Here is a 20794-nt window from a genome sequence, read left to right on the forward strand (position 1 = left end):
TCGCCTCCGGAGGCGGCCCGGGCCGCGGTCGCCCGCGCGCCGAGGCGCCGCGCGAGCGGCGCCCGGCCGCAGGCCGGTCGGGGTTCCCCGCCTCCGGGCAGGGGCCTCAGCGCTTGGCCTGCTTCCTGCGGGCCGAGGGGCGCAGCAGCCATCCGATCACCATGCCGGCCGCGACGGCCGCGGCCAGGGTGGCCCACAGCGGGGCCGCCACCGAGATGAGCAGCACCTGGATCTGCGTGGGGTCCCGGTTCTGCAGCACGAAGACGACCACGACGGCCAGGAGTGCCAGCGCCACCCAGGCCCGGGGCGGGATGCTCCGCCCGGGGGCGGTCTTCTTCTCGTGCGCGGTGCCGTCGGCCATCGCGTCCTCCGCTCCCTCGGCCGCGCCGCAGGCCGACGCTGCCCGCCCGCGGTCCCGGTCCCCTCCGCGGCGCCGCCTCCCGCGAGAGTCCCGGTCGGGGCGCCCTTCGCTGACCTCTTCCCCCGCCGGGAGGGGGCCGGGGTAGCGGGAGGGCCAATTCCTCGCCTGGTTTCGACAGCCGCGCCGCCGGTCCCGGGGCGCCCCGGGACCGGCGGGCTTCCCGGGGCCGCTCCCCCGGCGCCGGGGTCAGCCGGCCGCGGCCCCGGCGGTGCGGAGGAGCTCGCCGAGGGTGCCGCGGAAGCCGGGGAGCATGCGCAGCGCCAGCACCCACGCGTCGGGCGAGGAGCCGAGGTGCTCGCGGACCGCGGCGGCCAGCGCCTCCTCCGCGCCCTTGCCGCCGCCCCACATCCACTTCAGCACCGAGACCGCGGACGGGGCGTGCTCGATGACGTCCCCGGGGGCGACGGCGCCCTGCTCGAGCGCGGCGGTCAGCCACTTGGAGAGGTCGATCCCGCCGTCGTAGTGGGCGGGGCGGGAGCGCAGGATCCGCTCCCCCGTCCAGTCCGGCCCGATCCGCAGCCGCGCCATCTCCTCCTTGTCCTCCTCCGGCCGGCCGACGGTGCCCCGGAGCCTGGCGGTGTGCAGCAGCGTCTCCCAGGCCGCGTAGTCGGCGTCGGAGCGCCACACCGCGGCCTCGGCCTCCTTGCGGAAGTCCTCCGGGACGTCGGGGAGCTCGGCCAGTCCGGCCAGGGCCGCGCTGGGCAGCGGGTCCCGCCGGTGCTCGGCCGCGATCTCGGCCCAGTGCCAGGCGTGGGAGTGGCGGAACAGCTCGGCGCCGGGGAAGTGCTGCCCGCGCAGCTCGCGGATCTGCGCACTGGCCGACTCTCCCTCGGCGGCCTGGGCGCGCAGCTCCTCCAGGGCCTTGTCCCGGTCCTCCGCGCCCAGCAGCTCCTCGACGGTCTTGCGCACCTCCTGGCGGAAGACCCTGCTGGTGAAGGCGACCGGCTCGAGGTCCTCCCCGAGCAGGTCGGCGACGGCCTCCGGGCCGCGCCGCTCCCACAGGTTGAGCAGCAGCCGCAGCTGCGGGGCCCGCCCGCGCACCCGGACGTGCCGCAGCAGGTGCCGCTGGAGGGCGGGGTCGGCGCAGTCCACCGGGTCGCGGCCGCTGAACCCGCCCTTGCGCTGCAGCAGCCGCTCCACCAGACCGGGGTCCAGCGGGACCTCGCCGGCGGCGCCGGGGCGGCAGGGGCGGCCGGAGAGCAGCCGCTCGCGCTGGACCGGGGTGGTCCCGGGGCGCAGGAACAGCCGCGCGTTGACCCCGGGGTCGTCCAGCTCCATCAGCCGCCGGACGCCGTCGGCGTCCAGGGTGGGGCGGGAGGCCAGGGCGGTGCGGTAGCGCGGGTCGCCGCCGGCGGCGAGGGCGAACCAGCCGTCCCGGAGCCGGCCGTGCCCGAGCAGGTCGTAGACGGCGCGGTCGTCCAGGTGCGGCAGGAGGGCGGTGCAGACCGGGTCGGCGGCGGCGTCGGCGAGCGCGGTGAACGCCCCGCGGGCCCCGGCGGGGTCGGGCACCCGGTCGCCGGTGGGCGCCGCGCCCGCCCCCGGCCAGGCCCCGCCCGGCTTCGCCCGGGCCGGGGGTTCGGCGGCCAGCAGCTCCGGGACGGTCCCGGTGAACCCGGTCAGCCGGGCGCGGACCGCCCGCCAGCGCTCGACGTCGCCGCCCAGGTGCTCGGCGACCAGGGCGGCCAGCCCTTCGGTGAACTCCTCCCAGGCCGCCCGCCCCTCCGGGTGCTCCGGCGGGCGGCGGGCGGCGGCCAGGACCGCGGCGGCCGGGCGGGCGGTGCACAGCAGCTCGGCGCCGCCGATGCCGCGGCCCAGCCCGCGCCGGCAGAGGGTGAGCAGCACCCGGGCGGCGTCGCGCTTGGGCACACCGACGGCGAGCAGGCCGGCGTCCAGGTGCGCGGCGTGCGCGGCCACCGCCCGCGGCCGCTGGGCGAACAGGGCGTCGCGCACCTGCGCGGGGCAGTCGGCGCGCGCCGCCAGCAGCCCGGCGGCGGTGTCGTCGAAGGGGACCCGGGCGGCGGCCTCGGCGACGGCGGCCCAGTCCAGTCCGGTGCGGAGCTCCAGCTGCTCGGCGCGGTCGGCGAGCGCGGTGTCGTAGAGCTCCTCGATCGCGCCCCGGGTGCCCTCGGCCCGCTCGGCGGCGGCGCGCAGCGGCTCCGGGCCGCCCGCCTCCAGTGTTTTGCGGGCCTCGGCCGCGGCCTCCGGGGAGAGCCGCTCCTCGCCGACGGCGGCCAGCACCTCCTCCAGGGCGGCCGGGCCGCCGTCGTGCTCGTACACGGTGAGCAGGGCGCGCAGCCGCTCGGCGCGGGTCAGCCCGTCGGCGGCGCCCTCCAGGGCGGCGCGCGCCATGCCCGGCAGCGGGCAGGCCACGGCGGCCCGCAGGAGGCGCACGTCCTTCTTGCCGAGCACCTCGTTCAGCTCCCCGCCGGGGGGCCAGTCGGCGGGCCGGGCGGCGGCCAGCACCGCCCGCCGCACGCTCAGCGGCCAGGGGGACCTCCCGTTCCTGCCGTCGGCGGCGACGGCGTGGGGGGAGAGCAGGGGGCGCCCCGCGGCGGCGCGGCCGGTGGCGATCAGCCGGTCGCGCAGGTCCGGCCGGGAGCGGACCATCCGCTCGTTGCGGGCCAGCGCCTCCAGCCACTTCGCGCGGCCGTCGGCCAGGACCGCCTCGAACAGCTCATCGGAGACCGGGAGCCGGGGCAGCAGCGGCTCCACCACGTCGGGGACCGACGCGAGCAGCCGGGGCCAGTCCCCCGGGTCCCCGGCGCTCAGCAGCGGATGGGCGGTCTGGTGTTCCACGCGCATGGGTGGCGCTCTCCTCCTCGGGCCGGTCCACGTCCTCCGGCCGCCCCGGGCGGCCGCCCTCCTCCGGGACGATGATCATGACAGGCGGCGCCGACACCCGCCGTCCGCCCCCTGCCCCGGACCGGATCCGCCGCGACCGATGAGTTCCGCTCCCCGGGGCGGTCGAACCGGGCGACGACGAAACCCCGCGGGAAAGGGCATCCAGGCCATGAAACTGACGACCGTCACGAACGTCTCCGTCGACGGCGTGATCCAGGGGCTCGGCGGCTCGGCGGAGGACCGCCGCGGCGGGTTCGAGCGCGGCGGTTGGGCCCTGCCGCTGTTCGGCGGCGAGGCCGAGGACTTCCTGGGGCGGGTCTACCAGCGCGCCGACGCGTTCCTGTTCGGCCGGCGGACCTATGAGATCTTCGCCGGCTCCTGGGGGCGGATGGCCGACCCGGGCGGCAGCCCCATCGGGGACGCTCTGAACAAGCGGCCCAAGTACGTCGCGTCGACCACGCTCACCGACCCGCAGTGGGCGGGCACCACTGTCCTCTCCGGGGACCTCGCGTCCGCCGTCGGCGCGCTGAAGGCCGAGCCCGCCGGCGAACTGCAGGTGCACGGCAGCGGCGCCCTGGTCCGCCGGCTGCTGGAGGACCGCCTGGTCGACGAGATCACCCTGTTCACCTACCCGGTGATCGTCGGCCAGGGAACGCGCCTGTTCCCGCACGCCGGCCCGGACGCCGCACTCGACCTGGTCGACTCGCGCGCCTTCGCGGGCGGCATCACGATGCAGGTCTACCGCCCTGCCGGACGCCCGCAGTACGCGGCCTCCACCCCCATCCCGGGCACCTGACCCGGGCCCGCGGCCGGTAAGGAGCCGGCCGCGGGCACACGGACGGCGCCGTCGCGGCGGCCCTGCGGGCGCCTTCCCCGCCCGACCCGGGGCACGGAGGGCGCCGCCGCCTGTCGCCCCGCGCCGAGCCGGTCGCGCAGGGTCCGGCCCGGCTCCGGTGCGGGCCGGGTGCTCAGCCGCGGCACGCGTCCTCGGCGGTCATCCCCTCGGGGGCCAGGTCCTCCTCGGTGTAGCCGAACGGCTCGACGATCTCCAGCAGCCTGCCGTCGGCCCGCATCTCCGCCAGCACCCGGTCGACCTCCTCCGCCAGCTCCCGGTCCCGCTCGGCGAAGGCGAACCCGGAGACCGGCGGCTCCGCCTGCCCTTCGGGGAGGAAGCCGCCGGCGACCCGGTAGCCGCTCAGGTCCTCCTCCGCCATCCAGCGGAGCGATGCCGCCCCGCCCCCGATGGCGTCCACCCGGCCGCTCTCCAGCGCCGTCCGGGCATCCGCCATCGACCCGAAGGGGACGATGTTCTCAGCGTCGATCCCGGCCTCGGCCGCGTACTCCTGGCTCGCCGAGGCGTTGAGCACCCCGATCCGCCTCCCCTCCTCGGCGACGGAGGCGTAGTCGGCCAGTGTCCCGCTCTCCTCCTCGGCCGCCAGCACCCCCTCCAGGTTGGCCATGTCGGGGGCGGCGAAGGCCGCCCTAGCGCAGCGCTCCGGGGTGATGTACATGCCGGCGGCGACGGCGTCATGCCTGCCGCTTCTCAAGCCCGGCAGGAGCGCGTCCCAGGCATAGGAGCCGACACGGACCTCCTCGACGCCCAGTTCCGCGAAGACCGCCCTCGCCAGTTCGACGTGGTAGCCCGTCGCCTCCCCCTGCTCGTCGATGTATCCGATGGGCGGTTCGTTGCTGATGGCGATCTCCGCGTATCCCTGCTCGCGCAGCTCCTGCAGCGCGGCGGGGACGCCGTCCCCGGGGCCGCCGGGCGTCGCCCCGGGGCCGCCCTCCCGGTCCGCCGAGGCCGCATCGATCAGCAGGGGCGCCCCCGCGATCGCGAGCGCCCCGCCGACCAGCAGTGCGGCGGCCGCCGCGCCGATCTTCAGCCCCCGCCGCAGGCCCGGCCTCCCCGGCGCGGCGGGGCCCGGCCCGGGGCCGCTGCCCGGACCGGGCGGGGGTGCGACCCCGCCCGGCGGTGCGGATCCCCGGGACGCTGCGAGCGGAGGGGCCTGCGGGGGCGCGCCGCCCGTGGCCGGCGGCGCCGGTGGGCCGCCCGCCGGGCGGGGAGCCCATTCCCGCGCGACCACGGTGGCGACGATCGTCGCGTCGTCCTCCCCGCGGTCCGTTCCGCCGCCCCCGCCCCAGGCGACCTGCCGGAGGAGCCGCTCGGCGGCGGGCCTGTCCGCGGGGTCCCGGGCCAGCGCGCGGCGGACCGGGTCGACCAGTTCGCCGGGGACCCCGGAGAGGTCCGGTTCCTCGTTGAGGACCCGGTACATCAGCGCCTCGGCGCTGCCCCGGCCGTAGGGCGGCCGGCCCGCCGACGCGTAGGCGACCAGTGCGCCCCAGGCGAACACGTCGTCCTCGGGGCCGCTGACGCCTCTGAACCGCTCGGGGCTCATCCAGCCGGGCGAGCCGATGAGCCCGCCGGTCCGGGTGATCCCGGTTTCGTCCAGGGCCCGCGCGATGCCGAAGTCGACGACCTTCGGGCCGTCGGGCGCCAGGATGACGTTGGCCGGTTTGAGGTCGCGGTGCACGATCCCCGCCGCGTGGATCCCGGCGATCGCCTCGGCCATGCCGACCGCGAGCGCCCTGGCCTGCCCGAGCGGCATCGCCCCGCCCCGGCTCACCCGCTGCGCCAGCGTCGGGCCGGGCACGTAGGCGGTCGCGTACCAGGGCTCGGGGTCATCGGCCCCCGCCGCGACGAGGGGTGCGATGCTGCGCGCCCGCACCCGCTCCATCAGCCGGATCTCGCGTCCGAACCGCGCCCGGAACTCCGCGTCCTCGGCGTACTCCGCCCGGACGACCTTGAGCGCCGCCCAGCCCCCGTCCGGCCCGGTGGCCCCGTAGACGACGCCCATCCCGCCGGCGCCGATCCGGCCGTGCACCTGGAACGGCCCGACCCTGCGCCGGTCCTCGGGTCGCAGGTCCGACAGGGCGGGGCGCGGCGGGACGGGGGGACGGCTCATGGAGAGGCGCCTTTCTACCGGCCCAACGGACCGGGTTCCGAGGGGGACCCTCCGTAGCCCAGCAGCGCCGGTGAGCGGCTGTCAAACCTCGCGGGGGTTCCGACCGGCTCAGGACGCCCGCCGCACCCCGCCCGCGGACCGGGCGGCCGGCGGGGAGCGGCGGTGGGCGCTCCCCTGGACGGCCGAGCGCTTCCGGGAAGAGAGGTCCGGCCCCGCTCCGCCGCGGGACCGGGCGTGCGGACGGTGGGCGTCACCGCGGCTCCCGGGTGAGGAAGTGCCGGATGCCGGCCGCCAGGGAGGCCATCTGCTCGCCGGCCTCCAGCCAGGTGGTCACCGATGCGCTCCAGCCGCCGGCGGCCTTCGGCCACGGCCGCAGGGTCCAGGTCAGCCCGACGTATCCCCCGGAGCGGAAGACCGCCGACACCGCCAGGTCCCGGTCGTCGGTCCGCCAGCGCCGTTCGCCGTCCCATCCCCGGTAGTCGGCGGCGAGCCCTTCCAGGAACAAGGCGAGACCGCCGTCGTGGACCCAGGCGACGACCTCGTCGACCCGGGCGGTCAGGCCCGGGGCGCGCAGCTCGACGGCGTAGTGCACGGAGTCCGGGTCGGAGCCGGAGCGGTCGCGGAACGCCACGCCCACGGATGCGTCGTCCTGGCAACGGATGCTCAGGCCGGGCTCGTCGTCGGTGGCGCCGTTCGAGGAGGACATGGGCGGAACACTAGACCGGCACCGCGCGGGCAGGATTCACCGGCCGGCTCTTCACCTCCCCGCCGGTCCCGGCCCTCAGGACGCGGGCCGAGCCGGGGAGCGGCGGGACGCGGCGGTGCGGCGCTACCCTGGACGGCCCAGCGCTTCCGAGGAGAGAGGTCCGGCATCGTGGTCGACGGGCAGGGCGGCGCGGACCGGGTCGAGCGGGCCGCCGTGGGGGAGGCCCCGGCCCACGGCGGGCCGGTCGTGGTCGCGGACTACGACCCGGAGTGGCCCCGGCTCTTCGAGCGGGAGGCGGAGCGGATCAGGGGCGCGCTGGGCGGCCGGGCCCTGCTGGTCGAGCACGCCGGTTCGACGTCGGTCCCCGGGCTGCCGGCCAAGCCGGTCATCGACGTCGTGCTCGAGGTCGCGGACCCCGCCGACGAGCCGTCCTACCTGCCGGCGCTCGAATCCGCCGGGTACGTGCTCCGGTTCCGGGAGCCGGACTGGTTCGCCCACCGCCTCCTCAACGGCCCCGACACCGACGTCAACCTGCACGTCTTCCCGGCCGGCTGCGAGGAGACCGCCCGGATGCTCCGCTTCCGCGACCACCTGCGCACCCACCCGGCCGACCGGGAGCGCTACGCGGCCGCCAAACGGGAACTGGCCCGCCGCACCTGGCGCTACGTCCAGGACTACGCCGACGCCAAGACCGGAATCGTCCAGGAGATCATGCACCGCGCGACCGCGTCCAGCGGCTGAGTCCCGCCCGGGCCTCCCGCTCCCGGGACCGAAGAGAACGCCGGGCCGGTCACCGTCCACCCCCGAAGAACCGGGAGGGCGGGGGTCCCTCCGGTCCTGCGGCCGCGGCGACCGGCGGTGCCGCCCGGAGGGGCGACCGCAGGAGGCGGTGGGCGACGGCGGCGATCCAGCCGAGGCCGATGGCCAGGTTGATCCGCTGCCACAGGCCGTGGAAGGTGCCCGATGCGGCGTCCGGGTCGTACAGGGCGGCCGCGATCGCGAAGGTCACCGGGACCGCGACGGCGGTGGCCGCGCAGTACAGCGCCCAGGGCCGGCCGCCGGGTTCGGCGGCGAACCGGCGGGCCAGCACGCAGGCCAGGGCGGTCAGCGACAGGTAGAACGGCACCGGGTTGGCGTCGTGGACCATGCCGTGCAGCGTGGGTTCCCCGGGGACCTCGGTTCCCGGCGGGTAGCCGGGCTTGGGGTCGGTGGTGAACACGCCGCCGGTGATCAGGCAGAGCCCGAACAGGGCGGCCAGCGCGGGGGCGGCCGCGCCGCCGGGGCCGCCGGCCAGTGCGCGCCGCAGCCCCAGGGCGAAGGCCAGGACCAGGACGCCGGCGGCGATGAAGTTCGCGGTCATCACCCAGCCGTTGATTGAATCTCAGCGATTCTCTCGCTGATTCTTCTTCCTGCTTCATCGACCGCCGCCGGCTCCGAAGAGCGAGGTCTTACGCGGTCTCCACGAGGCGTTTCTCCTCTCCGGGCAACTTCCCGGCGAGCTGTTTCTCAGAGTGCTTGAGCATCGCGTCCAGGAGGTTCCCGGCCGCGTTGGCGTCGCGGTCGCGGACGGTGCCGCACCCGGGGCAGGCCCAGGTGCGGTCGGCCAGGGCCAGGGCGCGGTTGACCCGCTTGCAGTCCCCGCAGGTCTTGGAGGAGGGGAACCAGCGGTCGGCCTTCCACACCGTGGAGCCGTACCAGCCGGCCTTGTACTCCAACTGCCTGATGAACTCGGCGAACCCGGCGTCGGAGACAGCGCGGGACAGCCTGCGGTTCCTGACCATGCCCTTGACGTGCAGGGTCTCCACCGCGACGGCCGACTTGGTTCTCGCCAGCCTCGTGGTGGTCTTGTGCAGGAAGTCCCGCCGCCGATCGGCCACCCGCAGGTGCAGGACAGCGACGCGGCGCCGGGCCTTTTCCCGGTTCCGGGAGCCCTCCGCGCTCCGGGCCAGTCTGCGGCCGGCGCGCTTGAGGGCGCGCTGGGCGGCCTTGAGCGGTCTGGGGGCGCGGACCTCCTCGGTGGTGCCGTCACTGTTGGCGATGACCGCGAAGGTCTTCAGCCCCAGGTCGATCCCGCAGGCGGGGGCACCATCGGGCACCTGGCGGCGTTTGTTGACCTCATCGCGGTCCACCTCGATCTGGAAGGAGACCCACCAGCGCCCGGCCTGCTCACCGACGGTGGCGCCGAGGATCCGAGCGGAGCCGGTGGCCGTCCGGCCGGTCAGCCACGACATGTCCTCGCGCACCGCCACATCCCCGATCGCCGGGAGGCGCACCGTGCGGGCGTCCAGGGGCCTGGCGCGGTCGGCGTCGTAGCGGAACCGGGAGCCGTGCTTGCGCCTGCGCCACCTCGGCCAGCCCACCCGGGCCCCCTTGCGCCTGCCGTCCCGGGAGGCGAAGTAGTTCTTCAGCCCCGCCGCCCGCACCCGGCACGCCTCCTTCGGCACCCGGGAGGACAGCCCGCCCTGGGAGAACCAGGGGTAGCGCTCGGGGTGGGCGGCGCGCCACTCCCTCTCCAGCGCGGGGGCCGACCACGGCACCTTGGTCAGTTCCTCTTCGCGGATTCCGTAGGTCTCCTCGGCTTTGCGCTGGGCGTACTTCTTCTGCACCGTCTCCAGGCAGAAGTTCTCCACCACCCGCGACAGCCCGCAGTGCCGCCCCATGGCGACCGCCTGCTCGCCGGTGGGGGCCAGCTCGAAGCGCACACCCTGCTTGTGGCTCACGTGTCGGCCCCCGCCGCCGTGAGGGCCTTCTCGGCCCGGCCATGGGCCCGCCTGCCGTGCGGGCGGGTGCAGATCGATGCCGCTGCATCGGTCATGTCATACACCGGGTCCTCTTCCGGCTCGCCTTCGCCCATGACCCGCAGGATAGGACCCGGCACTGACAGTAAAGCCTCGATGCACTCCGGGCCGGCTTCGGAGGCGGCCTCGGCCGCGGGCGGCCGGTCTCCAGTAGGGAGGAAGGGAAAGTCCTGCCGGCGTCTTCGACCGCCGGCACGGCCGTCTCGCCTTCTTGTGCCCGCTTTCAGGCGCTCTGGTGGTGAACGCCCTGCATGTGCGCCCGATCGCCGGGCCGCACGCTGAAGATCATGGCAGAGGGGCACTGATCAACGCTGATGAATCGGCCAGCAGAATTCAGCCCCGCTCCCCCAGGGCCAGTTCGCTGCCGAACCGGTGCAGCGGCTCATAGCCGGGGCGCAGCGCCCCTTCCACGAGGACCACCCCGAGGAACAGCACCGGGACGGCCAGGCCGCAGGCGAGCAGGAACCCGGCCGGACGTGAGCGCATCCCCGTCTCCTTATCTTTGATAAGCGGCGTGCCGGAAACACTGCCTTACCATCGATAAGGAGTCAATGGGGGGAGCGTGCGGTGGACCGCCCGACGATCGTGAGCGCGGCGCTGGAGCTGCTGGAGGAGACCGGCCTGGACGGGCTGACCACGCGGCGCCTGGCCGCCCGGCTGCAGGTCAAGTCCCCCGCGCTCTACTGGCACTTCCGCAGCAAGCAGGAGCTGCTGGACGAGATGGCCCGCGCCGTCCAGGAGCGGCAGGACTTCGGGCCCCCGCGCGAGGGCGAGCACTGGCGCGACTGGCTCGCCCGCCGCGCCCGGGAGCGCCGCGAGGTCCTGCTCTCCCACCGCGACGGCGCCCGCCTGGTCGCCGGGACCAGCGCGGGGCCCGAGATCGTCGCCGCCTTCGACCGGGAGCCGGCCGCCCTGGTGGAGCAGGGGTTCACCCCCCTGCAGGCGATGCGCGCGATCACCGCACTGGGCGCGTTCGTGTCCGGCTTCGTCCTGGAGGAGCAGGCGCGCCTCGACCGCGACCGCACCCCCGATCCCGGCCCGGCGGAGGCCGCCCCCGTCCTGGCCGCGGCCATCGGCGAGGGCGGCTCCCCCGACGGCCCCGCCGCCTTCGAGGACGGACTCGCCTACCTCCTGCACGGCATCGGAGCCGCCCTCACCACCGACGCCCCCGGCCGGCCGCCGGAGGGCTGACCGCCGCGGCGGGCCGTCGTCACCCGGATCAGCTGCCTTCTAGGGTGTCCGTGTGACTGACACCCGATGGACCATCCACGGCGAGAAGGTCGTGGACGCCAACCGCCACATCCGCCTGTCCACCGTCGACGTCGAGCTCCCCGACGGCGTGAAGTTCACCCAGTACGTCGCCAGGCTCCCGCCGGCCGCGATGACCCTGCTCGTCGACGAGCGGTGGCGGGTGCTGCTGATGTACCGGCACCGCTTCATCGTGGACCGGTGGGTGTGGGAGCTGCCCGGCGGCTACGTCGACGGCGCCGAGGACATCACCGCCGCGGCCGCCCGCGAGGTCGAGGAGGAGACCGGGTGGCGGCCCGGATCGATGGAGCACCTGGTGACGTTCCAGCCCGCCATCGGGTCGGTGGACCAGCCCCAGATCATCTACCTCGGCCGCGGGCCCGAGCCGACCGGCACCCGCCCCGACATCAACGAGGCCCAGGACGTGGCCTGGTTCGACCTGGACGAGGCGGTGGCGATGATCGGCCGCGGCGAGATCATCGGCGCCTCCACCGTCGTCGCGCTGTACCGGGCTCTCAGCCTGCGGAGCTGAGCGCGGCCGCGCGCTCCCCGAAACCGGCGACCTCGGGCAGGGCGGCGTGCGGGCGCAGGCGGTGGCGCAGGTCCCGCAGGTAGGACACCGCCCGCCTCGACTCCAGCCCTTCCACGAGGTCCAGCGCGCGCTCCCCGATGTCCACGGCCCGGTCCGGTTCGGTCCGGGCGTGGGCCGAGGCCAGGATCAGAAGGTTGAACGCCTTGCCGCGGACGTAGTCGCCGTTCATCTGCAGGGACTGCTCGGCGTAGCGGGCGGTCTGGGCATCCGAGCCGAGCGCGCGGAAGCAGTGCGCGATCTTCGCGCTGAGGTAGGCCCCGTCGAAGTAGGCCAGCCACTCCGGGGTGTCCGCCGGTTCGGCGCCGAACGCCTTCTGTCCGGCGCGCAGTGAGGCCGAGGTGGCCCGCCCGTCGCCGATGCCGGCGTGGCCATGCGCCTCGATCAGGTGGCACTCGGCCAGCAGCGCCGGGTGCCCTGACCGTGCGGCGGCGGCCTGGGCGGCGCGGGCCAGGTCGACGGCCACACCGGCGCGGCCGACGTAGACGGCCTGGTGGCCCATCGCGGCCAGGATCTCCGCCGACAGCGCCGCGTCGCCTGCGGTGCGGGCCATGCGCAGCGCCTGGACGAGGTAGCGCTGGGCGATGCCGTGCGCCTCGGCGTCGTAGGCCATCCACCCGACCATCCGGGTCATCTCCGCGGCGGCGGAGAACAGGTCGCGGCCGACCTCCTCGGTGTAGGTGCCGCGCAGCAGCGGGGCGACGTTGGAGTCGAGGTACTGCACCACCGTGGAGCGGATGCGGCCGCCGCCCACCCGGTTGTCCAGGTCGCGGAAGGCCCGGCTCATCTGCCGGATGGCCTCGATCTCCGGGCGCCCCACCCGTGCGCGCCCGCGGTGCACGGGGACGTCGGCGCCGGGCAGGGTGAGCCAGCGCGCCGCGGTGGCCGGGTAGGCGCCCGGCGAGAACACCGCCCCCACCAGGGCGCGCCGCCGCTCGGTGTCGGAGCGGTACAGGGTCGCCGCGGTGGAGATGCTGTCGGTCCAGGTGAGTGCGAACTCCAGGGCGGCGTCGGCATCGTCTGGACCGAACCCCGCCTCGGCCGGGGTGACTCGGCGGCCCAGCGCCTCGGAGAGCACCGCTGCGACCAGGCGCGGCGCGGGGGCGAGCGGCTGTTCTCCTTCCAGCCAGCGGCGCACGCTGTTGTGGTCATAGCCCAGCCGGGCGCCTCCGTCGCGGCCGAGCGCGACGACCCGGCGCGCCAGCCCTTTGGCCGGCAGCCCGGACTCGTCCAGGAGCTCGGCGAGGCGGGTGTTGGGGCTCTTCGTCCGGCGCGGCACGGCGACCTCCGGTCGTAGGGGGTGGCCGCAGTGTGGCACGGCGCTCACGTCTCCTCCAGCGGTTCGCACGTTCGCGCTCCCCCTGTGCACTCCCCCGCCCGCGGCGCGCGCCTCGCCTCCCCGTGCGCGCCTTCCCCGCCCCCGGTCGGGGGCGGTTTTGTGGGGCGGGACGGAGGCGACGTCGATGGGACACCTGGAGCTGAGGATGATGCTGGAGCAGGCCGCGGCCGAGGCCGAGCCGGCCGCGGACTTCCCCGGGTGGTGCTTCTTCCGGCACCTGCTCGACGGCCCCGGGCGCTGGCGGGGTGTGCGCGCGGGCCGGGCGGTGTCCGCGCCGGGCACCGGCGAGCTGCGCGAGCCGCCGGCCCGCATCGAGCTGGCGGAGGCGGACCGGTGAGCGCGGCGGCCGGCCCCGAGGCCCCCGCCGACGACCTGGTGCGGCTGCAGGGCAGATTCCCCGCCTGGCGGATCTGGCGGACGCACGACGAGCACGGCCGCCATGACGGGTGGATCGCCACGAGGCGCGCCGACGACGAGGTCGAACCGACCGTCGTCGCGGACTCCGCTACCGAGTTGGCCGCCCGGTTGATCCGCCCGGCCAAGCGCGTCGGTCGGGGGCTGACCTGCAGTCAGATCGAGGCCATCGGGCAGCGGCTCGCCGAGGCCGAGAAGCCTCCGGCGGTCTACCCGCCGCCCCCGCCGGAGGCGTGCGGGGCGCGCCTGCCCGGCCACCCCTACCCCTGCGCACGCTCCGCCGGGCACGGCGGGGCGCACGAGTCCGCCGTCGGCGGCACTTGGGCGCCCGAACCTCCGAACCGGCCGCCCCGCAGCTGATATCTCCGTGCCGGCCCCGGGCTTGGTTCCCGGCATGGCCCCCGGCCCGCCCCTGGCGGGGAGGCGCGGGAAGCCGCCCGCCCGGAAGGGCTGCTCCAGGCGGGCGCTGAGGAGGACAGTGCCGACCACACCCGCCCGGGGCGTCCCCGTGTCCCGGGCGGGCCCCTACCGACAAGGAGGAAAAATGGGCGACTTCATGCCCCCGGCCGGTGCGGCCGCGCCCCCGGGAATCTTCGCCTCCCCGGAGCGGGAGATCGTGCAGAGCGCCGAGCAGAGCCACGAGTACAAGAAGAGCTCGGGCTCCTCCGACGGCGCGCACACCTACGACACCATCAAACGCTGACCCCCTGATCCGCTGAACATACGCACGCCCCGGAGCACCCCCATGCTGCGATTGCGGTTGACCCCCTACAGCGAGAGTCCGACCTGGCACTGGTCCGGAGCGTGTTACGGCACCCTCGACCGGCGCAGCAGGATCGAGCCCTTCGGCCATCCGATGGTCGAACACCTGGCCGCCACCGACGGGCACCGGACCATGCTGGTGGTCCGCGAGCGGACCATCGGCCGCCCGGTCTGCGACCCCGCCGTCCGTGATCTCACCCCGAGCGAATACGACCGGGCACGCGACGCCGCCACCGGCTGGCCGGCCGACTTCGTGCTCGTGGAGACCGAGCCCGGCCGGCCGGTGCGCGTCACCGCCGGAGCGGCCCGAACCACACCGCTCTACCTGGCCTCCGACGGCTCCGCGCTACTGGGGTCGTGGGACATGGCCGACCTGCGCGGCCTCACCACCGGGATCAACCCGCGGGAGGCGGCGCGGCTGCTGATCTACCGGCCCCGCTACTCCTCGGAGACGCTGTTCCGGGGCGTGCACCGGCTCACCGAGCGCGCCACCGCTCACTTCGGCGGGGCGCTGTGGATCACCTACCCCGAGCCCGCCCTGCACCGGGTCCCCCGGGAACTGGCACCCGGCGCCGACGTCCTGGATGCGTTCATCACGGCCATGGACACGGCGATGGACCGGCGCCCCTGGGCCGAACCGACCACGCTGTTCCACCTCACCGGCGGATTCGACTCGGGCACCGTGGCCACCCGCGCGGCCGAGCGCCACCCCGGCCTGTTCCCCACCGCCACGCTGCTGGTCGGCGGTCCCGGACGGGAGCAGCAGGTCCGGCGCCGCGCCGAGATGCGCTCCCGGGTGAAGTTCGCCGGCCCCGACATCGTCATCGACGCCATGCGCCGCCTTCCGCTCTCGCCCGGCTGCCCCTGGGTCAGCGGCCTCGTGGTCAACCCCTACGAGGAGCCCCTGCACCGGCCGTTCACCGAGATGGCCCGTGCGGTCGCCGCGGCCGGCGCCCGCACCGTGGTGACCGGTCTGGGCGGCGATGAGATGGTCGCCCTCACCCAGGAGGAAGAGCCGCACAAGGGGCTCGGGGAGATCAACGACACCCAGGGCCTGCCCTGGGTCGGGCCGCGCGCCCGCGCCGCCCTGGAGTTCGCCGACGACGGCATCGCGCCCCCGGCGCGGGTCAACTCGATGACGCTGCTGTCGCTGGAGACCACCGCGCCCGTCCTGCTGCGCGAAGGGCTGTGGCCGGTGCACCCCTTCGCCGACCCGGCCATGGTCGGACTCGGCGAGCAGCTCCCGTTCGCCTGGCGCGAGCTGAAGCAGGTGCAGCGGCGGCGCCTGGCCGCGCTGGGGATGAGCGAGGACGTCGTGCACCCGGTCGAGCGGGAGTCCTTCGCCGAGGTCGTCGAGCACTCCCTGACCGCCCACGCCCCGGGGTTGTTCGCCCGTATGCTGGCCGAAGGGTCGGTGCTGTTCGATGAGGGGCTGGTCGACCCGGACGGGCTGCGCTCGGCGGCCGAGCACCTGACCGCGGCGGACTACGGCGAAGAACCCGACGCGAAGCTTCTGGAAGTGCTGAGCCTGCACCTGAGCGCCGAGGCCTTCCTCGGCTGACCGTTGAGAGGACGAGCCCGTGTTCATCATGCGCCCCGCCGCCGGGACTGACGCCGCCGACATCGCATCGATGATCCGCGCGCGCTGCGACTGGATGGAGCGGCGCGGGTTGGAGTCCTGGCGTGAAGCGGTCGACGATCTCGCCGGGCAGGCCGGAAGCGGCTCCATGTGGGTCCTCGAAACCGAGAGGCGCATCGTCGGATGCACCACGGTCATGGCCCAGGCGCCCCCGAAGGACTGGACGCCCGAGGAGGCGGCCGAGCCGAGCCTGTACCTGTTCACGACCGTCACCGACCCTGTCTACCGGGAGCACGGGCCCGGGACGCTGATCGCGCTGTGGGCGGTCGACCGGGCGGCGCGGCAGGGCCGGAAGTGGGTGCGGCGGGGGTGTTTCCACCCTGAGCTGGTGAAGTACTACGCGACCCAGGGCTTCGCCCTGGTCAAGGAACAGGAGCGGAGCGCCGGGCACCTGTACCTGCTCGCGCGCCGCGCCGAGCGCATCGACCTCGGGCGGCTCGGGGTGACGACGGACACCGACTGATCCGGGCGCGACGGCGCTGCTCCGCTCCCGAAAGAGCAAGGGCGCCGGCGGTGGCCGCCGCCTTGCGTCACTTCCCCGCCGTCCCGCCTGGCACCGCGCCGTAGCCGGCATCCGGCCGGCGGGCGGCGGGCCGTCCGAGCGCCGCCTCGTGGTGAGCGCGGCCGCCCTTCGAAGGGACCGCCGCAGGGCCCCGATCACTTCCCCCGCCGGCTCGACGCCTTCCCGGGGGTCGGGCTCGGTCCCGTGCTTCGGGGCCTCCGGGAGCGGGGTCGCCCGCCTCCTGCGCGGTATCGGGGCCCGCCCTCGCCGCCGGCGGACCCGGGCAGCGGTCGGAGGGCCGGCCGGCGCCGAGCTCCGGAGAGGACCAGCCACCCCCAAGACTCACAGTGTTTTCAGGGCGGGCCGGGGCCCGGTTTCGGTATGCGGATTCGGCGTGCGGTTTGCCGGAAAGCGCCGCCTATGGTCATTGTCGTCCGGTGCGTATCCGGATGCCGTACCGCAGACCCGCCTGTCTCGTCCCCCTGGACCTGTGGCTGTGGGCCGCCGCTCTGGCCATGCTCGCGGTCGGTGGAGCGGCGCACGCCTCCGGGGGACCGGTGGCGGGGTTCACCGCCGCGCTGGCGGCGGTCGCGGTCACCTCGGCGGTGATGGGGCGCGCCGTGGACCAGCTGGGCGGGCGGCTGCGCCCCGCGGTGATCGGCACCTTCCAGGCGGTGATCGGCAACGTCCCCGAGCTCATCATCGGCGTCATGGCCCTCCAGCAGGGCCTGTACCTGGTCGTGCAGGCCGCGGTGATCGGCTCCACCCTCAACCTCCTGCTGCTCGGCAACGGGCTGGCGTTCGTGGTGGGCGGCCTGCGGCACCGGACGCTGCCCATCGAGCCGGACCGCACCCAGATCACCCGGGTCGCCCTGGTCATGCTGATCACGATCCTGATGGCGCCGGCCCTGGCGGTGATGCTGCGCACCCCCGCGGGCGAGCACGCCTCGGCCCTCTCCTACGTCTCGGCCGCCGCGCTGCTCCTGGTGTTCGCCATCTCGCTGCCGACCCGGCTGCGCGCCAACGGGGACATGTCGCCTCCGGAACAGCGCTCTCGGGAGACCGAAACCGGGCAGGCCCCGCCGTGGCCGCTCTGGCTGGTGCTGGCGGTGCTGGCCGCCTCCGGCCTGCTGATCGGGGTCGAGGCCGACTGGTTCACCGACTCGCTGGAGCCGGCCGTGGACGCGGTGGGGATGACCACCGCCTTCGTCGGCCTGTTCATCGTCTCCACCGTGGGCAACCTGTCGCAGATCGGCCCGGCGGTCCAGCTGGCCTGGCGCGGCGACGCCGACACCGCGACGGCGATCACCATGGAGGGCTCGCTGCAGGTGGCCCTGCTGCTGGCGCCGCTGCTGACGCTGCTCGCCCCGCTGGTGGGGGCCGGCTCGTTCACCCTGATCTTCCCGCCGATGATGATCGTGGCGACCATCGCCGCCGTCATCCTCGTGGTGTTCGTGACGATCGACGGGAAGGTCAACGCGGTCGAGGGCGCGATGCTGCTCGCCCTGTACGCGGTGCTCGGCTCGCTGTTCTGGTGGGGGTAGCGGCCGGCCCGGAGGCCGCGGGCCGCCCTCTCCTTGTCCTTCCCGGGCCCGCCCGGCGGGCCCCGGGCGCCCTCCGGCGGGCGTCCGGGTGCCCTTCTCCTGATCCTCCGGCCTGCGGGTGGGTAGGGCAGGGAGGAGAGGCCCTCGAAAGGGCGGCCCGCGACCGGGCCGCCGGCGGCGCACCGCCCGGTGCGCGCGAGGCTCCGGGCGGTGCACTCCGTACCTGAGGAGGCACCGATGACGACGCAGACCGACGAGTTCCTCAGACTGCACCCGAACCCGCGCACCGCCGCTCCCGAGGTGCTGTCCCAGTGCCTGCAGCGGCTGGCCGCCTGCGCACAGGCCTGCCAGGCGTGCGCCGACGCCTGCCTGGCCGAGGAGGAGGTGCGGGACCTCGTCCCCTGCATCCGGCTCAACCTGGACTGCGCCGACGTGTGCACCGCGGCCGAGCGGGTGCTGACCCGCCGCACCGCCGCCGACCCCGGACTGCAGGGGCGGATGCTGAGCGTGTGCGCGGATTTCTGCGCCGCGTGCGCGCGCGAGTGCCTGAGCCACGGCGACCGGCACGAGCACTGCCGCCTGTGCAGCGACACCTGCCTGCTCTGCGAGGACGCCTGCCGGAAGGCGCTGGCCTCGCTGTGAGGGCCGAACGGTTCCGAAGCGACGCGAAGGAGGCCGTCATGCCGGGACGCGATGAACTGCCGAGCACTCTCGAACGCTCCCCGGGCAAGGCGCAGGAGACCTGGATCAAGGCGCACGATTCGGCGGTGGACGAATACGGGGAGGGCGAGCGGGCCCACCGGGTGGCCTATGCGGCCCTCAAGCGCTCGTACCAGAAGGTCGGCGACCACTGGGAGGCCAAGGCCCGGCGCGGGCCCTCCGACCGGCGCGCCGCGGACCCGGACGCCAAGAAGCGGCACGGGTCGGCGGGGACCGCCGGCGGGGTCGACGCCAATGCGCCGAAGGACCGCCTCTACCGGCAGGCCCAGCGCCTCGACATCCGCGGGCGGTCCACCATGACCAAGCCCGAGCTGGTGAAGGCGCTGGAGAAGGCGAGCGCGACCAGGACCCGCCGGGCCGGGTCGCGGTAGCGGCGGCACCGGGCCCGCCGTACGGGTCCGAGGGGCGGAGGGGCGGGGGGAGGAGGCGTTTCCTCCTCGGCCGGCCCCGTCCCGGAGGCGGCGCGGAGCGGCGCCTCCGACGGAGGCCCGGCGCCGCCCTGGCGCCCTTGCGGGCGGGCCGGCCGCGTCCTGGAGGGCGCGGGACCGGCCCGCCGGGGCGCTCCCGCGCGGACGGCGCGGCGGGCCGGCGCGGCCCTGACAGGAAAAGGAGCGGGGGAGACGGGAGGCCTCCCCTCCCCGCCGGGCAGGGCGCGGGACGCCTCGGCGGCGATCGGGGCCGGGAGCCTCCGGGGCGGCGCGCCGCGCGCGATCGATCCCGGCGAGACCTGGTCGGTCCGGGCCGGGCCAGGCCCGGTCGGGTCCGGCGGAGCCGGTCGGGTCCAGCGGGGCCGGTCAGGCCGGGTCGGGTCCAGCGGGGCCGGTCAGGTCGAGGCGGTAGCGGAGGGTCACCGCCTTCCGGCCGCTGGGGGCCGTCGTCTCCTCGGCGTCCCCGGTGCGGGTGAAGCCGGCCGCGGCGAGCGTGCGCTGGGAGGCGCGGTTGTCCTCGGCGGTCCGCGCGACGAGGGAGGTCAGCCCCAGCGCCCGGGCGGAGGAGGCGGCCGCGGCGACGGCGCGCACCGCGACGCCGCGGCCGCGCGCGCCGGGGGCGATCCAGAAGCCGACCTCGGCCTGGTGCTCGGTGATGTCGAACAGGACGAGGCTGCCCAGGAAGCCGCCGCCGTCCGCGTCGACGATGGAGAGCACGGCGAGGTCGCCGGAGTCGAGCCCCTTGGGCACCTCCCAGGCGGCGATCCGGCGCACGGTGTCGGGGGTGTACTCGGGCAGCGGGAGGTGGGCGAAGCGCGCCACCTCCGGATCGCGCGTCCCCGCGGCGTACTCCTCGGCGTCCTCGGCGCCGAGCGGCCTGAGCACGATCCCTCGGTGCTCTGTCGGGAAGAGCCCGCGCAGTGCGGTCCGCTCCGCCATGACCCGCCTCCTTAAGTGAACGATGATCGCTTAAGCTACCATGGCGGCGCCGTCGACCATCCGGAGGTTCCGTGTCCTATTGGGTCAGCCCGTCCGCGCGGCAGCGGGAGCGGCGGTTGAGCGCGCCGGGCATCGCGCGCGCGGCCGCCCGCGTCCTCGACCGGGGCGGGGAGGAGGCGCTCTCCGTCCGCAGCGTCGCCGAGGAGCTCGGGACGGCCCCGTCCAGCCTGTACCGGCACGTCCGGACCAAGGACCACCTCATCGACCTCGCCCTCGACGAGGTGCTCGCCCGCGACCTGGACCGGGTCGCCGGCGGCGGGCCGGACGCGCCGGAGCTGCTCGCCCGGTGGTTCGCCCATCTGGCCGAGCACCCGTGGGCGGCCCCGGCGGTGCTGGCGCGCACCCCTCTCGGCCCGACCTACCTGCGGCTGGCCGATGCGCTGTGCCGGGCGATCGGCGAGGCCGGCGTGCCGGAGGAGGAGGTCCTCGCCCGCTCCTACTCGCTCACCGCGCTCGTGGCCGGGCTGGCCATCGCGCACGCCCACCACCGGGACGCCCCGGCGCCGGAGGCCGGCTACCCGGTCGCCCTCGACTCCGCCCCGCACCTGGCCGAGGCGGTCGCCGCCGCCCGCCTGGGCTGGGAGCGCACCGTCCGGGACGGCGCCGCCCGGCTCATCGGCGCGGTGTGACCCCGGGCCCGCTCCCCGGGTGCCTTGAGCCGGGTGTGCGGCCGCCGTCTTCAGGGCAGGCATTCGGATTCGCGGCCCGGCCTTCGCCCGCTCTCCAGGGGATCCGCCGCAAAGAGGGCCGCGAGCGGCGCAGGGCATGGACGGCCCCGAGGATGAAAGACGGACCCGCACCGTTCACGAAGACCGCGGCCGGATCTCCCCCCGGGGCCGGTAGGGGCATCGGGGCGGCCGCCGGTCCAGGAGGTCCTCCGG

General features: G+C 75.7%; 23 protein-coding genes. 13 read left to right on the forward strand and 10 right to left on the reverse strand.

Annotation, left to right across the window (positions count from 1 at the left end):
• Positions 1-106: 106 nt before the first annotated feature.
• Together D459_RS0126045 and D459_RS0126050 are read right to left on the reverse strand one after the other, a co-directional pair.
• Positions 107-361, reverse strand: a complete 255-nt coding sequence (locus D459_RS0126045) for a lipopolysaccharide assembly protein LapA domain-containing protein (protein WP_017595937.1) — start codon at positions 359-361, stop codon at positions 107-109.
• Positions 362-607: 246 nt separating this feature from the next.
• Positions 608-3223, reverse strand: coding sequence for a hypothetical protein (locus D459_RS0126050; protein WP_026120774.1), 2616 nt, complete (start codon positions 3221-3223; stop codon positions 608-610).
• Positions 3224-3431: 208 nt separating this feature from the next.
• Here D459_RS0126050 and D459_RS0126055 point away from each other — a divergent pair, with 208 nt between their 5' ends.
• On the forward strand, positions 3432-4058 hold the full coding sequence (locus D459_RS0126055) for a dihydrofolate reductase family protein (protein WP_017595938.1): 627 nt from the start codon (positions 3432-3434) through the stop codon (positions 4056-4058).
• A 172-nt stretch (positions 4059-4230) separates the two neighbouring features.
• Here the strand turns inward: D459_RS0126055 and D459_RS33915 are convergent, their stop codons facing one another.
• The gene (locus tag D459_RS33915; protein ID WP_017595939.1) at positions 4231-6225 is read right to left on the reverse strand and encodes a serine/threonine-protein kinase; all 1995 of its coding nucleotides are present in this window, start codon (positions 6223-6225) and stop codon (positions 4231-4233) included.
• Positions 6226-6475: 250 nt separating this feature from the next.
• Positions 6476-6931 (reverse strand): DUF6228 family protein, encoded by a 456-nt coding sequence (locus D459_RS37150; protein WP_017595940.1) that lies wholly within the window; start codon positions 6929-6931, stop codon positions 6476-6478.
• A 168-nt stretch (positions 6932-7099) separates the two neighbouring features.
• Here D459_RS37150 and D459_RS37155 point away from each other — a divergent pair, with 168 nt between their 5' ends.
• Positions 7100-7672: a GrpB family protein gene (locus D459_RS37155; RefSeq protein ID WP_017595941.1), complete on the forward strand. Its 573-nt coding sequence runs from the start codon at positions 7100-7102 to the stop codon at positions 7670-7672.
• A 49-nt stretch (positions 7673-7721) separates the two neighbouring features.
• Here D459_RS37155 and D459_RS32875 read toward each other — a convergent pair whose 3' ends face one another.
• From D459_RS32875 to D459_RS35975, 4 genes are all read right to left on the reverse strand, one after another.
• The gene (locus D459_RS32875; RefSeq protein ID WP_017595942.1) at positions 7722-8291 is read right to left on the reverse strand and encodes a DUF998 domain-containing protein; all 570 of its coding nucleotides are present in this window, start codon (positions 8289-8291) and stop codon (positions 7722-7724) included.
• A gap of 88 nt (positions 8292-8379) precedes the next feature.
• Complete coding sequence (locus D459_RS0126080; protein ID WP_017595943.1) at positions 8380-9651, reverse strand: RNA-guided endonuclease InsQ/TnpB family protein; 1272 nt, start codon at positions 9649-9651, stop codon at positions 8380-8382.
• Positions 9648-9785: a hypothetical protein gene (locus D459_RS36285; RefSeq protein WP_169558475.1), complete on the reverse strand. Its 138-nt coding sequence runs from the start codon at positions 9783-9785 to the stop codon at positions 9648-9650. The genes D459_RS0126080 and D459_RS36285 overlap by 4 nt, the downstream gene beginning before the upstream one ends.
• 277 nt (positions 9786-10062) lie before the next feature.
• Positions 10063-10215: a hypothetical protein gene (locus tag D459_RS35975; protein ID WP_017595945.1), complete on the reverse strand. Its 153-nt coding sequence runs from the start codon at positions 10213-10215 to the stop codon at positions 10063-10065.
• Positions 10216-10296: 81 nt separating this feature from the next.
• On the opposite strand from D459_RS35975, the gene D459_RS32880 reads away from it, so the two are divergent.
• On the forward strand, positions 10297-10920 hold the full coding sequence (locus tag D459_RS32880) for a TetR/AcrR family transcriptional regulator C-terminal domain-containing protein (RefSeq protein ID WP_017595946.1): 624 nt from the start codon (positions 10297-10299) through the stop codon (positions 10918-10920).
• A gap of 52 nt (positions 10921-10972) precedes the next feature.
• Positions 10973-11509: an NUDIX domain-containing protein gene (locus tag D459_RS0126100; RefSeq protein WP_020380339.1), complete on the forward strand. Its 537-nt coding sequence runs from the start codon at positions 10973-10975 to the stop codon at positions 11507-11509.
• Here D459_RS0126100 and D459_RS0126105 read toward each other — a convergent pair.
• Complete coding sequence (locus D459_RS0126105) at positions 11493-12893, reverse strand: hypothetical protein (protein WP_241485132.1); 1401 nt, start codon at positions 12891-12893, stop codon at positions 11493-11495. The two genes, D459_RS0126100 and D459_RS0126105, sit on opposite strands and share 17 nt — an antisense overlap.
• A 136-nt stretch (positions 12894-13029) precedes the next feature.
• Between D459_RS0126105 and D459_RS0126110 the strand changes: the two genes are divergently transcribed.
• The 8 genes from D459_RS0126110 to D459_RS0126150 all read left to right on the forward strand — a co-directional run bounded on the left by D459_RS0126110 (position 13030) and on the right by D459_RS0126150 (position 18857).
• Positions 13030-13242 carry a hypothetical protein gene (locus D459_RS0126110; protein WP_017595949.1) on the forward strand — a complete coding sequence of 71 codons (213 nt, stop codon included), beginning with the start codon at positions 13030-13032 and terminating at the stop codon, positions 13240-13242.
• Positions 13239-13679: a hypothetical protein gene (locus D459_RS36430; protein ID WP_017595950.1), complete on the forward strand. Its 441-nt coding sequence runs from the start codon at positions 13239-13241 to the stop codon at positions 13677-13679. Before D459_RS0126110 ends, D459_RS36430 begins: the two co-directional genes overlap by 4 nt.
• Before the next feature lie 184 nt (positions 13680-13863).
• On the forward strand, positions 13864-14022 hold the full coding sequence (locus tag D459_RS36290) for a hypothetical protein (protein WP_017595951.1): 159 nt from the start codon (positions 13864-13866) through the stop codon (positions 14020-14022).
• Between the two features lie 57 nt (positions 14023-14079).
• Complete coding sequence (locus tag D459_RS0126130) at positions 14080-15642, forward strand: asparagine synthase (protein ID WP_241485133.1); 1563 nt, start codon at positions 14080-14082, stop codon at positions 15640-15642.
• Positions 15643-15661: 19 nt separating this feature from the next.
• A complete protein-coding gene (locus D459_RS0126135) occupies positions 15662-16183 on the forward strand; it encodes a GNAT family protein (protein ID WP_017595953.1) in 522 nt (173 codons plus the stop codon).
• A 488-nt stretch (positions 16184-16671) separates the two neighbouring features.
• Positions 16672-17766: a hypothetical protein gene (locus tag D459_RS32890; RefSeq protein ID WP_081620712.1), complete on the forward strand. Its 1095-nt coding sequence runs from the start codon at positions 16672-16674 to the stop codon at positions 17764-17766.
• Between the two features lie 237 nt (positions 17767-18003).
• Positions 18004-18408: a hypothetical protein gene (locus D459_RS0126145; protein ID WP_017595955.1), complete on the forward strand. Its 405-nt coding sequence runs from the start codon at positions 18004-18006 to the stop codon at positions 18406-18408.
• A gap of 38 nt (positions 18409-18446) precedes the next feature.
• Positions 18447-18857 (forward strand): ChaB family protein, encoded by a 411-nt coding sequence (locus tag D459_RS0126150; RefSeq protein ID WP_017595956.1) that lies wholly within the window; start codon positions 18447-18449, stop codon positions 18855-18857.
• Positions 18858-19280: 423 nt separating this feature from the next.
• Here the strand turns inward: D459_RS0126150 and D459_RS0126155 are convergent, their stop codons facing one another.
• Positions 19281-19853 (reverse strand): GNAT family N-acetyltransferase, encoded by a 573-nt coding sequence (locus D459_RS0126155; protein WP_017595957.1) that lies wholly within the window; start codon positions 19851-19853, stop codon positions 19281-19283.
• Positions 19854-19924: 71 nt separating this feature from the next.
• Between D459_RS0126155 and D459_RS0126160 the strand changes: the two genes are divergently transcribed.
• Entirely contained in the window at positions 19925-20542 is a 618-nt protein-coding gene (locus D459_RS0126160; RefSeq protein ID WP_051065547.1) for a TetR/AcrR family transcriptional regulator, read from the forward strand.
• Positions 20543-20794 lie beyond the last annotated feature (252 nt).

Source organism: Nocardiopsis potens DSM 45234, assembly GCF_000341105.1.
In the GTDB taxonomy this organism is placed as follows: Bacteria; Actinomycetota; Actinomycetes; order Streptosporangiales; family Streptosporangiaceae; genus Nocardiopsis_A; species Nocardiopsis_A potens.